This window comes from Actinomadura sp. NPDC048032 (assembly GCF_040653175.1).
Lineage (GTDB): Bacteria > Actinomycetota > Actinomycetes > Streptosporangiales > Streptosporangiaceae > Spirillospora > Spirillospora verrucosospora.
On the sequence record NZ_JBEZJP010000242.1, the window covers coordinates 1 to 12045 of the forward strand.

10 protein-coding genes are annotated in these 12045 nt (G+C 75.2%); 4 read left to right on the forward strand and 6 right to left on the reverse strand.

From position 1 onward, the window contains the following. The 3 genes from AB0C69_RS26675 to AB0C69_RS26685 form a co-directional block, all read right to left on the reverse strand. Nucleotides 1–1951: metallophosphoesterase (locus AB0C69_RS26675; RefSeq protein WP_360357923.1), on the reverse strand; the 1951-nt coding region annotated here is incomplete at its 3' end. A gap of 327 nt (nt 1952–2278) precedes the next feature. Beyond that, nucleotides 2279–3181, reverse strand: coding sequence for a diacylglycerol kinase family protein (locus tag AB0C69_RS26680; protein WP_360357925.1), 903 nt, complete (start codon nt 3179–3181; stop codon nt 2279–2281). A 5-nt stretch (nt 3182–3186) separates the two neighbouring features. Then, nucleotides 3187–4776: an FAD-binding oxidoreductase gene (locus AB0C69_RS26685; RefSeq protein ID WP_360357933.1), complete on the reverse strand. Its 1590-nt coding sequence runs from the start codon at nt 4774–4776 to the stop codon at nt 3187–3189. Nucleotides 4777–4840: 64 nt separating this feature from the next. On the opposite strand from AB0C69_RS26685, the gene AB0C69_RS26690 reads away from it, so the two are divergent. The 4 genes from AB0C69_RS26690 to AB0C69_RS26705 all read left to right on the forward strand — a co-directional run bounded on the left by AB0C69_RS26690 (nt 4841) and on the right by AB0C69_RS26705 (nt 8467). Next, nucleotides 4841–5449 carry a TetR family transcriptional regulator gene (locus tag AB0C69_RS26690; RefSeq protein WP_353835929.1) on the forward strand — a complete coding sequence of 203 codons (609 nt, stop codon included), beginning with the start codon at nt 4841–4843 and terminating at the stop codon, nt 5447–5449. Further along, the gene (locus tag AB0C69_RS26695; protein ID WP_345184648.1) at nt 5446–6996 is read left to right on the forward strand and encodes a glycerol-3-phosphate dehydrogenase/oxidase; all 1551 of its coding nucleotides are present in this window, start codon (nt 5446–5448) and stop codon (nt 6994–6996) included. The genes AB0C69_RS26690 and AB0C69_RS26695 overlap by 4 nt, the downstream gene beginning before the upstream one ends. Nucleotides 6997–7069: 73 nt before the next feature. Continuing rightward, nucleotides 7070–7984 carry a sucrase ferredoxin gene (locus tag AB0C69_RS26700; protein WP_360357927.1) on the forward strand — a complete coding sequence of 305 codons (915 nt, stop codon included), beginning with the start codon at nt 7070–7072 and terminating at the stop codon, nt 7982–7984. Between the two features lie 186 nt (nt 7985–8170). Then, the gene (locus AB0C69_RS26705) at nt 8171–8467 is read left to right on the forward strand and encodes a WhiB family transcriptional regulator (protein ID WP_075901375.1); all 297 of its coding nucleotides are present in this window, start codon (nt 8171–8173) and stop codon (nt 8465–8467) included. Between the two features lie 282 nt (nt 8468–8749). Here the strand turns inward: AB0C69_RS26705 and AB0C69_RS26710 are convergent, their stop codons facing one another. From AB0C69_RS26710 to AB0C69_RS26720, 3 genes are read right to left on the reverse strand one after another with little or no spacing between them, the layout of a single operon-like run. Continuing rightward, nucleotides 8750–9487, reverse strand: coding sequence for a phosphoribosyltransferase family protein (locus AB0C69_RS26710; RefSeq protein ID WP_360357929.1), 738 nt, complete (start codon nt 9485–9487; stop codon nt 8750–8752). A gap of 34 nt (nt 9488–9521) precedes the next feature. Beyond that, on the reverse strand, nt 9522–10547 hold the full coding sequence (locus tag AB0C69_RS26715) for an aryldialkylphosphatase (protein WP_360357931.1): 1026 nt from the start codon (nt 10545–10547) through the stop codon (nt 9522–9524). Between the two features lie 39 nt (nt 10548–10586). Then, nucleotides 10587–11531 (reverse strand): YihY/virulence factor BrkB family protein, encoded by a 945-nt coding sequence (locus AB0C69_RS26720; RefSeq protein ID WP_345184657.1) that lies wholly within the window; start codon nt 11529–11531, stop codon nt 10587–10589. Nucleotides 11532–12045 lie beyond the last annotated feature (514 nt).

Genomic DNA, 12045 nt, shown 5'->3' on the forward strand with positions numbered 1-12045 from the left:
CGGCCAGGCCGCAGCAGTCGCCGAGCCGCTCGACGCCCGCGCCCGCCTTCCGCAGGAGCTCGGCGTCCTTCGCCCAGCCCATGACGGCGTGGTGGTGGCAGTGCGGCTGCGCGACCCCGGTCACGCCGGACAGGTCGGGCGGCGTCCAGTCCGGTGTCTCGGCGAGCAGTTCGGCCAGGGTGCGGGTCGCGGCGGCGACCTCGCGGGCGGCGGCGGCGTCCACGCCTCTCAGCAGCTCCTCGGCGTCGGACCGCAGCACGCCGGTGCAGGACGGCTCCATCCCGACGACCCTGGCGCCGCGCCGGACGTGGGGGAGCAGCGCGCGGACGGCGCGGCGCGCCTGCGCCCGCGCCCCGTCCAGCTGCCCGGTGGAGATCCACGTGATTCCGCAGCACACGGGGCGCTCGGTCACCGTGACGCGGTAGCCGGCGTGCTCCAGCACCCGCACGGTCGCCCGGCCCACCTCGGGGGAGAACGCGTCGGTGAAGCTGTCCACGAACAGGACGACGTCGCCGTTGCGGCCCTCCGGGCTGCGGTGGGAGGCGAACCAGCGCCGGAACGTCTCGGGCGCCAGCGCGGGGAGCGTGCGCCGCCGGTCGATGCCCGCACCCCAGGCCAGCAGCGGCTTCAGCGCGCGCGACCGCATCGCCGCGTTCTCGCCCCGCGGCACGCCGAGGACGGCGGCGACGAAGCGCGCGCGACGCGACGCCGCGGGGCCGCCGTACCCTCGCCCCGGCTTGATCCCGAGCCGGTGCTCGACGGCGGCGGTGGCCTCCTCGGGGGTGAGCTCGAAGAGCCCCGGGAGCCGCAGCCACCGGCCGTACAGCTTGCTGTAGCGCGACAGGGAGTCGCCGCGCAGCGGGTAGCAGCGGAACTCGTCCTCCTCCACCACCCGGGTCCGCGGGATGACGTGGGTCGCGTGCATGAAGGCGCCGCCGCCGCCCGAGACGATGTACTGGATCGTCCGGCCGTCGCCGGTCCGCACCGGGTAGCGCTGGTAGTTGTGGATGTCGCCGCCGATCGCGGCCACGTAGTGGTGCGCCGGGTCCTGGACGATCTCGTCGACCGTCCCGCCGCCCTCGATCGCCCCGGGACGGTGGTCGTCGTCCACGTACAGCGGCTTTCCGGTCACCAGCAACTTTGGTTTCGGCCCCCCGGAGACCTCCCGAAGCCAGCGCCCCTGGTCGCGGTCGAGCCGGCCCGTGATCCCGGTGTCGATGCCGATGATGCGCAGCGCGGGGGTGTCGATCGCCCAGTACGGCCCCGGCTGCGCGCCCTGCTGGCCGGGCGCGCCCCGGTACAGCCGGCGGGCCTCGGCGAGCGCCTCCGCGTCGACGGCTCCGGAGTGGCGCCACAGGCGGCGCGGGATGAAGGCGAGCGGGCCGCGCCACGGGGGCGGCGAGCAGTTCTCGTCCAGGCCGCAGAAGACGTGCAGGAAGCCGCGCAGGCCGTCGTACCAGTCGTGGTTGCCGGGCACGGCGTAGATGGGCGCGGGGTAGTCCTTGTAGGGGCGGAAGAACTTGTCGGGGTAGTCCCCCGCGTCGCCCGTCGGGTAGATCACGTCGCTGGCGATGACCATGAAGTCGGTGCCCGCGGCCGCGTGCAGCAGCGGCGGGACCACCGCGTACTGCGACCGGTCCCCCTCGCCGGTGTCGCCGACCAGCGCGAAGGAGAACTCCGGCGCCGGGCGGTGCACGGTGAACGCGGCCGGGGTGCCGCGCTCGCGCAGGGACGCCACGCAGCGGCGGCGGATCGCGTTCGCCGGGTCGCCGAACAGGCGCGCCAGCACGTCGTTGCGCGATCGCCAGAGCACCGAGGGGCGGCGCCAGGAGAAGTCGGGGACGCGGTCCGGGAGCAGCTCGTGGAAGCTTCCCCGCCTGCCGCAGGCCCAGCCGGCGCCTTCCTCGGAGGTGCGCGAGTTGTCGGGTCCGGGGGGGACCTCGGCAGACACAGAATGCCTCCGGGCGTGAGGGGGTGCTCACAGCCTTTCCGGAGGCGGTCACGCCGTCAAGGCGACACGACGCCAGGAAGCAGACACTTCGTCAGGCAAGCGCGGTTGGCGCCGGCGCCACCCCCAAGGACACCGGCGCCACCACGACGAGGGGGCCTGCGGTCATCATGAGTCCCCCCAGAACGGCGAGCAGTGAAGTCGCCTTCCCATGATGCCTCCACAGACAGCCCCAAGGTCCCGTAGCGGGACGTAACCGACACTATCCGGAGAGCCGTAATGGGGGCGTAAACCGCCCTAAACGCCCTGCAAAACCTGGCGGGAGGCCGGTCAGGGCGCCAGGACGCGCAGCGCGCCGGGCATCACCCGCGCGGTGACCGGCAGGATCCCGGGGAGTTCGCCGTCCGCCCCGTACGGGAGCGTCCTGCCGGACCCGCCGGCGAGCTCGATCCGGACCTCGCGGCCGCGCAGGACCTCCACCTCGGGCCGCCGGACGTGCGTCCCGGCCTCCAGCTCCCGCATGACGGCGAAGAACAGCGTCCTCGGCGCCTTGCGGATCAGCACGACGTCGAGCAGGCCGTCGTCGACGCGCGCGCCGGGGGCGATGTGCTTGCCGAACCCGTAGTAGCCCGAGTTGGCGGCGACGACGGTGTAGCCCTCCCGCCGGTACCGCTCGCCGTCCACGGTGATCAGGTAGTCGGCGTGCCGCCACGAGGCGATCGCGCGCAGCGCCCCGACGTAGTAGGCGGCCGAGCCGCGCAGGAGCCGCGTCCTGTTGGCGTTGTCGTTGGCGACCGCGTCCACGCCCGCGTAGACGCTGCCGAGCACGGCCGTCCCATTGGCGTCGATGGCGTCCACGGCGCGCGGCTCGCCCTCCAGCAGCAGCGGGGCGAGCCGCTCCGGGTCGGACGGGACGCCGAGCTGGCGCGAGAAGTCGTTGCCCCGGCCGGCGGGGACGATCCCGAACAGGGCCCCCGTCCCGGCCAGGGCCCCGCCGACGCAGCCGACCAGGCCGTCCCCGCCGACGCCGAGCACCACCCGGCCCGCCTCGGCGGCGGCGCGGGCGGCGTCGGCGGCGTGCTCCATCCCGCGGCTGTACTCGACGTCGACCTCGGCGCCCGCGTCGCGCAGCAGCCGGGCCAGCGGGATCAGGCAGGAGGCGGACGCGCCGCCCGCCGCCGGGTTGACGATCGCGGTGAACGCGCGCACGCCGCTCACTTCCTTCCCGCGCACGGAGCTCACTCTCCTTCCGCGGGCGGGACGAGGACGCCCGGGTTGAGGATCCCGGCGGGATCGACCCTCTCCTTGACGGCGCGCAGCACGGCGGCGCCGAGCGGCCCGATCTCCCGGGCGTACCAGTCGCGGTGGTCGGTGCCCACCCCGTGGTGGTGGCTGATCGTCCCGCCGGCGGCGAGGATCGCGTCGCAGGCCGCGCGCTTGGCGGCGTCCCAGTGCCCGACGGGCTCCTCGCCCTGCGCGGACACGACCGTGAAGTAGAGGGACGCGCCCGTCGGATACACGTGCGAGATGTGGCACATCACCAGCGGCGGCGTCCCGGCGCCCGACAGCGTTCCGATCAGGGCCTGCCGGACGGCCTCGTACAGCGCGGGGACGTCCGACCAGAAGGCGGCGGTCTCCAGCGTCTCGACGAAGGCGCCGGCGTCCAGGAGGGAGTCGCGCAGGTAGGGGGCGTCGAAGCGGCCGCGCTCCCACTTCTCCCCCGGCCCGGCGCCGAGCGGCTCGCCGCCGGCCTCGCGCAGCACCCGCGCGGCCCCGGCCCGCCGGTCGGCGACGAGCTCGGACGTCCCCTCGAAGCCGAGGACGGCCAGGGCCCCGGCGGCGGAGGAGCCCTCGCCGATCGCCGCGGGGTCGGCCAGCCCGACCATGGTCTCGGTCTCGTCGGACAGCCGCAGGACCGCGGGGAGGGGGCCGTCCTGGGCGAGGCGCCGCAGCGCGGCGGCGCCCTCGTCGAAGGAGGCGAACCGCCAGCCCTCGTACTCCCGGGCCTCCGGGACGGGATGCACCCGCACCCGCACGGAGGTGATCACGCCGAGCGCGCCCTCCGAGCCGAGGAGGAGCTGCCGCAGATCGGGCCCGGCCGCCGACTTCGGCGCCCGCCCGAGGTCGAGCGTCCCCTGGGGGGTGGCCGCGGTGAGGCCGACGACCATGTCATCGAACCGCCCGTACCCGGCGGACGCCTGCCCGCTCGACCGCGCCGCCGCGAACCCGCCGATCGACGCCCACTCGTAGGACTGCGGGAAGTGCCCGAGCGTGTAGCCGCGCTCGTTGAGCAGCGCCTCGGCCGCCGGGGCGCGCAGGCCGGGCTGCAGGACGGCCGTCCGGGAGACCTCGTCGAGCTCGACGAGGCGGTCCATGCGGCGCAGGTCGAGGGCGACGAAGGCGTCCGCGCCCCGCGGCGCCAGCCCGCCGACGACCGAGGTGCCGCCGCCGAACGGGACGACCGCGACGCGCCGCCCGGCGCACGCCTCCAGTACCGCGAGCACCTCGTCGTGGTCGCCGGGCAGGACCACCGCGTCCGGCGCGTCGGCGGCGTCGCCGGCGCGGATGCGCAGCAGGTCGGGCGTGGACTTGCCGCGCGTGTGGCGGAGCCGCGCCTCGGTGCCGGCGCGCACGTTGCCCTCCCCCACGACGGCGGCGAGCGCGGTCAGGTCGTCCCCGGACAGCCGGGGCTCGGGGAGCCGGACGCCGGACGGCTCGGCCGGCGGCCCCGCGGCGGGCCGCACGCCGAGCAGGTCGCGCAGCAGGCCGACCATCGGCTCGGGCAGCGGCGCCGCCTTCGCCGGGTCGCCCCAGCCGCTCCACAGCATGTCGCGCGTCTCCACGCCCGCCTCCCTCGCCGCCCCGCCCGTCTGGTGGCTTACACTGTGACACATGACGTCGAATCGTCACAACAGGACGGCGGCGCGGACCGCCGACGACACCGTGCTGGACGCCGCCCGCGACTGCGTGCTCGCGGTCGGGGTGCGGCGCACGACGCTGACCGACATCGCGCGGCGGGCCGGCGTCTCGCGCATGACGCTCTACCGGCGCTGGCCGGACGTCCGCACCATCGTCGCCGACCTGATGACCCGCGAGTGGACCGCGATCGGCGACGCGCTGTCGCCCCCCGACGACGGCCGCCCCGTCCGGCCCAGGCTGGTGGACGGCCTGGTCACCGGCGTGCGGACGTTCCGCGACCACCCGCTGCTCCGCAAGATCATCGAGGTCGACCCCGAGCTGCTGCTGCCCTACCTGCTGGACCGCTGCGGCGCCAGCCAGCGGGCCTTCCTCGCGGGGTTCGAGGAGTCGATCTCCGCCGGCCAGCGCGACGGCACGATCCGGGCCGGCGTACCCGCGCTCCAGGCCCGCGCGCTCCTGCTGGTCGTCCAGTCGTTCGGGCTCTCCGCGCAGATCATGATCGACGCGCTGGAGCCCGGGGTCGACGCCGACGCCCTCGACGCCGAACTCCGCCACATCCTGGAGAGGACGCTCGCACCGTGAACGCAGCCGGACCCGATCCCCGGACCTCGCTCAACGCCGCACGCCGGGAGCGCGAGCTCGCCGAACTCCCCGGCGAGGTGGTGGACGTGCTGGTCGTCGGCCTCGGCGCCACCGGGGCGGGCGCCGCGCTGGACGCCGCGTCCCGCGGCCTGTCCGTCGCCGCGGTCGACGCCCGCGACCTGGCGTTCGGCACGTCGCGCTGGAGCTCCAAGCTGATCCACGGCGGGCTGCGCTACCTGGCGTCCGGCCAGGTGGACGTGGCGCACGAGAGCGCGGTCGAACGCGGCGCGCTGATGCTGCGCACCGCCCCGCACCTCGTGCGGGCGCTTCCGTTCGTGCTGCCGCTGACCCCGCTGGTGTCCCGCTCGCAGGCGCTGCTGGCCGGCGGCGGCATGCGCGCCGGGGACCTGCTGCGGCTCGCCGCCCGCACCCCGCGGTCGGTCCTGCCCGGCCCCCGGCGGCTGTCGGCGGTCGAGACGCTCCGGCTCGCGCCCGCCCTGCGCCCCCACGGGCTGCGCGGCGGGCTGCTGTCGTGGGACGGGCAGCTCGCCGACGACGCCCGCCTCGTCACCGCGCTCGCCCGGACTGCCGCCGGGCACGGCGCCCGGATCCTCACCCGCTGCCGCGCGGTCGAGCTGACCGGCGACGGCGCCCTCGTCCGGGACGAGCTCACCGGCCACGAGACCACCGTGCGGGCGCGCGCGGTGGTGAACGCGGCCGGGGTGTGGGCGGGCGGCCTGGTGGACGGGGTGCGGCTGCGCCCGTCCCGCGGCACCCACCTGGTACTGCGGGCCGAGGCGCTGCGCGGGCTCACCGCCGCGATGCACGTCCCCATCCCCGGGGCGGGCAACCGGTTCGTGCTGGTGCTCCCGCAGGGCGACGGCCGCGTCTACGTCGGTCTCACCGACGAGCCGGCGGACGGGCCCGTCCCGGACGTGCCGGAGCCGACCGAGGGCGAGATCGGCTTCCTGCTCGACGTCCTGGACTCGGCGCTGGACGTCCCGGTGCGGCGCGCCGACGTGGCCGGCGCGTACGCCGGGCTGCGTCCCCTGCTGGACCTCGGGGGCGGGGGCGACACCGCCGACATCTCCCGCCGGCACGCCGTCCTGACGTCGCGAGACGGCGTCGTGACGATCGTCGGCGGCAAGCTGACCACCTACCGGCGCATGGCCGAGGACGCCGTGGACGCGGTCGTGCGCGCCCGCGGCCTCACCGCCGGCCCCTGCCGCACCTCGCGGCTGCCCCTCGTCGGCGCGGCTCCGCGCGCCCGTCTGGACGCGCTGGACGCGCCCGCCCGGCTCGTCCAGCGGTACGGCGCCGAGGCGCCGCTGCTGGCCGCGCTCGGCGGGCGGGACGCGGGGCTGCTGGAGCCGGTCGTCCCCGGGCTGCCGGTGACCGGCGCGGAGCTGGCCTGGGGAGTGCTGCACGAGGGCGCCCTCGACGCGGGCGACCTTCTGGACCGGCGCACCCGGATCGGGCTCGTGGCGAGCGACCGGGAGGCCGCCCTGCCCGCGGCGGAGGCGGTGCTCGCCACCCCGCTGGTTTGACCGTCGCGCCTTAGGTTACCCTTACCTAATCGATTTCAGCTCGACGGGGACGAACGATCGGCGGGGGGACTGCGTGACGCGCGGCAGAAGCTGCGGACACTGCCCGGGGAGCCACACCGGCGAGCGGCCGTGCCTGGCGACCGCCACCGTGAAGGCGGGCGCCTGGCTGCTCGTCGAGCACCCCGGCCCCTGGCCCGAACGCGTCGAGGACCTCGCCGGCCCGGGAGCGGTCGCCGACGCCGTGCGGGCGGCGAAGAAGGCGGGCGTCCGGCCGCAGCTGATCCGCCGGCCGGGCCGCCGCCGCGCCACCCCGCCCGTCCAGGTCTACGCCGGGTTCTCCCGCGGGGGCGAGGCCTGGATCGAGGGGCGCGAGCTGGCCGACCCGGCCGAGCTGGCGGCGCTCGACCTGGACGCGCTCGCGAGGGGCCGGTCGCCGGGCCTCGGGGAGCGGGTGGCCGAGCCGGTCCTGCTGGTCTGCACGCACGGGCGCCGCAACGCCTGCTGCGCCCGCACCGGGGCGCCGCTGGCCCGTTCTCTCGCGACGCGTTTCGATCGCCTCATCTGGGAAACCACCCATGTCGGCGGTGACCGATTTGCGGCGAATTTGGTATGTCTTCCCCACGGATTCTCGTACGGCGACCTCAGCGAAGCGGAGGCGAACGCGGCGGCGGACGCCTACCTGCGGGGCGAGGTCGTCCTCCCCAGGCTGCGCGGACGGGCGGGAGCCCCGGAGCCCGCGCAGGCGGCGGAGCACTTCGTCCGCGCGCACACGGGACGGCTCGGGGTGGACGAGGTGAGCGTGGCGTCGATCACCGCGATCCCCGGAACAACCCGGCACGAAGCGGTTGTTCTTCTGAGGCGGAGCCGTTACCGGGCGGTCGTCGAAGCCGTCCGGCAACCCGACCCGTGCGGGACCGACTGCGGGGAGAACCAGAGAACCTACGTTGTTAGGGAACTCACCCTTCTCAACGAGGCGGCCCTCGTGTAATCTCTCTGAGGCCCCATTCGAGGGCTTCACTGTCGCACGTCCCCAGGTTTCCGGAGTAACCGGACGGGGAACAGAGCGGCAACTCCAGACGTTGGAACATTCGGCGCTTCTCTGACTCTTGTCATCCGAAGTACGTCGAGCGTCCATGTCCTGAATTTGTTCGAAACCAATCAAGGTGGGTGTTCCATGGCTCAGGTACGTCGGCAGGCAAACCTCCCTCGTCCCAGCTGGGGCTGGCAGGACGCCGCGGCGTGCCGGGGGGAAGACCTCGTCCTCTTCTTCGGCCCCGACGGCGAGCGCCAGCCCGAGCGCGAGATCCGCGAGCGCAAGGCCAAGCAGATCTGCATGGGCTGCCCGGTCCGTACGGACTGCCTGGACTACGCGGTGTCCCGGCCCGAGAAGTACGGCACCTGGGGCGGCCTGAACGAGGACGAGCGCGCGTCCGAGCGCCGTCGCCGCATGCGTCGCGCCAACGCCGCCTGAACGAAGGCACAGGCCGCCGAAACGCTCCCATCGCGATCCCCGGCACGCCACCTAAAACGTCACGGCCCCGCCCCGCGGGGCCGTTTGCGTTGCCCGGGCCCGGTCCATCGCGACCGGGCCCGGGTTCTTCGTCACATCTGCGTCACAACCCGGTCACGTCGTTCACGACATTCCGGCGGGACGCCCTTTTACCGCACCGGCCCCGCCGATGTGGCCATTTCCCGAAAATTCGCGGACGCCATTCAGTCCCGGCCTCCGGCGGCCCGGCCCCGGCTCCACGGGTCACTCCCGGCCCGGGTCCCCGGGCCCGCCCGGGGACTCGCCGCCCGGCGGCGCGGCACGCCGCAGCCAGGCCGTCACGTCGGCGTCGCTGAGCTGTTCGAAGTCGCGGTACCACTGACCCACGGCGCGGAAGTCCCAGGGCGCGACCGGCACGACCAGGTCGTCCACCTCCGCCTCCAGGCTCCGGACGGTCTCGGCGGCGCCCACCGGCACCGCGAGGACCAGCCGGGACGGTCCGCGCCCGCGCACCGCCCGCACGGCCGCGCGTGCGGTGCCGCCGGTGGCGAGCCCGTCGTCCACCACGATCACCGGCCTCCCGGCGACCGGCGGCAGCGGGCGGCCGCCCCGGTAGACCGCCACCCGGCGGTCCAGCTCGGCGCGCTCGGCCTCCACCGTGGGGGCCAGGTCGTCCTCGCGGAGCCCGAGGCGCGCCAGCAGGCCGTCGTCGAACACCGGGGCGCCGCCCTCGGCGATCGCGCCGACGCCGAGCTCCGGCTGCGGCGGGTATCCGATCTTGCGGGTCACCAGCACGTCGAGCGGCGCCCGGAGGTGCCGCGCGATCTCATGGCCGACGGGGACGCCGCCGCGCGGCAGCGCGAGGACCACGGCCCCCTCCAGCCCCATCGTGGCGAGCCGTGCCGCGAGCACCCGGCCCGCCTCGGCGCGGTCGGTGTAGGGAAGCCGGACGGTTCCGGACCGCCCCCGGGCGCCTCCGCCCGCGAACCTGTTCCAGGGCATCGGGCGCACCCCCTTCCGGGGGTCCCCTACCCACTCAGGAACCGGTGAGCCACCGCAGGGGGTTGTCGTGCAGGATCGCGCCGAGGGTCGCCTCGTCGGCGCCGGCGGCGCGCAGCGCGGGCAGGAACGTCTCGAACAGGTACCCGAACCCGGCGCCGCCGTAGCGGGCTACCTGGGACATCCGCGCGACCCCGGTGCTCAGCAGCACCCGGTCGGCGTGCCCGGAGTCCAGCAGGTCCAGGACGCGGCGGACGCGGGCGCCGACGGCGGCGGCGTCCTCCCCCGCGAGGCCGAGCGTGCCGAACGAGACGTAGCCGCCGGACTCGGCGATCTTGCGGTGCTGGGCGGGGTCGTCCACCCGGTCCTGCTGCCCCACCGCCACGCGCCCGGGAGGCAGCCCCGCGGAGGTGAGGATCTCCAGCTGGGCGAGGCCCGCGCGCCCGTAGGTCGCGACCGGCAGCCCGGAGTAGCGGGCGGCCTGGGCGGCGGCGCGCAGGCACAGCTCCTCGGTCTCGGTCGGGGCCTCCCCCCAGGCGCCGATCTCGCCGATGACCCCGGGCAGCGAGTTCGTGCCGTCCATCCCGAAGCCGACCTCGGCGAGCAGCCGCTCGGCGAGCCGGTCGACCGCCGAAGCGCCCGGGTACCCGCCCTCGCGGCCGGTCTCGAAGCCGGGGGCGGCGGGGGACGTCCCGCCGGCGAGGACCTCGCGGACGAACGCGGGGTGGAACGGCTCGGTGAACACGCCCGTCCCGGCCACCACGGCGACCCGGGCGCCGGCGCTGATGCGGGCGAGCGCGGCGGCGTTGCGTCCCATGCCCGAGCAGGTGAGGTCGACGACGAGGCCGAGGCCGTGGTCCTTGCGCAGGGCGTTCAGCTCCCGCTGGACGGCCTTCTCCTCGTCCAGCCACCGGTTCGGGTCGGAGGCGGCGAGCTGGGGGCGCGCCGGCCAGCGCAGGTCCAGCTGGAGGTGCTCGTGGGAGAGCACAGGCCCGGTGATGTCGGACGTCGCGATCGTGCCGGTCACGGTCCGCAGCCGGCCGGGCTCCTCACGGGGGGTCATGTCACGCGAGGTTACGACATGTTTGCCCTTATCAGGACCTCATTCGGGGTGGTTTTTACCCGTCGCTCCCTGGTCCCGCGGCACCTGGTCGGCCTGCGCCTCCAGCGCGGCTCGGATCCGGGCCGTGTCCCCGCTCGGCCACAGCCGGTCGATCTCGGCGTTCAGCGCCGCCCCGATCAGCACCGCGAGCGCCGCCACGTACAGCCAGGCCAGCAGCGCGATCGCGGCGGCCAGCGAGCCGTAGACCGACACCCCGCTCAGCGAGCCGGCCAGGTAGATCCGCAGGACGAAGCTGCCCACGATCCAGATCAGCAGCGCGAGCGCCGCGCCGGGCGTCTGTCGCCACCAGGACGTCCGCACCGGGACGCTCATGTGGTAGAGCAGCGAGAGGAAGATGATCGACAGGCTCACCACGACCGGCCAGTACAGCGCCTGGACGGCCTCGGTGCTCTCCGGCAGCGCCTGGCGGACCAGCGCGGGCCCGGCCACGATCATCGGGACCACGACGATCAGGGTCAGCAGCCCGATGAGGTAGAGCACGAACGCGCGCACCCGGGTGCGGATCACGCCCCGCACGCCCGACAGCCCGTAGGCGATCGTGATCGTGTCGACGTAGACGTTCGTCGCCCGCGACCCCGCCCACAGCGAGATCAGGAAGCTGACCGACACGATGTCGGGGCTGCCGCCCCGGATCACGTCGTCGATGAGCGGGACGACGACCGTCTTGACGGTCGGGCCGGTCAGCACCGTCTGGGCGTGCTCGATCACCCAGGAGCGCACCTCGGCGATCGTCTCCGAGCCGAACAGGCCGCGCAGGTGGCCCATCGTGCCGATGAGCCCGATGACGAGGGGCGGCATCGACAGCAGGGCGAAGAACGCCGCCTCCGCCGCCAGCCCGGTGACGCGGTAGCGGAACCCGCCGATCGCGGTGCCCTTGATCAGCGTCCAGGCGATCCCCGCGGCGGCCCGCGCGTCGGCGTGCACGCGTGAGGCCAGGCGGTCCCGCCGGCGTTGCCGGGGACCCTCCGGGTCCTTCCCGGAGGGCGGATCCCCAGCCCGGGAGGCGCCCGCTGCGTCGGAGACGGTGGTCACACCGCCCCACCGTAGAGGGTTGCGCGCCCGGAACATGCCGCATCGCCCACTTCACTGGTCCGCTCCGCGCGTGGCGTGCCGATCGCCTCCCCCGCCCGGTCGTCCCGCGGGCCCGCCGCCCGTTCCCCGCACATCCCTTGCCCCATACCCGTTATGACGGCACAGAACGTTTCCCGGACCATGATCATCCGCACTCGACCTCGGCGAACCGGGCATTTGCCTTCATGGGTGACAATGGAGACATGATCTGCCCGTCGTGCCGCGAGCGCCACCACGAGGAGTGCCGTGGCGGCTCCTGGTGCGACTGCCAGCACCGGCCCGGGTCCGCCGCCCCCGCGTCCGGCGCGCCCGCCGCCGGGCGCCGCCCCCGTCCCACCGCGTCAGGCTCCCCGCCCCCGCCAACGAC

What these genes read in the sequence shown, in the direction of transcription:
- AB0C69_RS26685 (WP_360357933.1), bottom strand. Translation starts at nt 4,776, where the DNA reads ATGCTGTGGAGCGGCTGGGGCGACCCGGCGAAGGCGGCGCCGCTGCCC.
- AB0C69_RS26690 (WP_353835929.1), top strand. Translation starts at nt 4,841, where the DNA reads ATGACGTCGAATCGTCACAACAGGACGGCGGCGCGGACCGCCGACGAC.
- AB0C69_RS26705 (WP_075901375.1), top strand. Translation starts at nt 8,171, where the DNA reads ATGGCTCAGGTACGTCGGCAGGCAAACCTCCCTCGTCCCAGCTGGGGC.
- AB0C69_RS26710 (WP_360357929.1), bottom strand. Translation starts at nt 9,487, where the DNA reads ATGCCCTGGAACAGGTTCGCGGGCGGAGGCGCCCGGGGGCGGTCCGGA.
- AB0C69_RS26715 (WP_360357931.1), bottom strand. Translation starts at nt 10,547, where the DNA reads ATGACCCCCCGTGAGGAGCCCGGCCGGCTGCGGACCGTGACCGGCACG.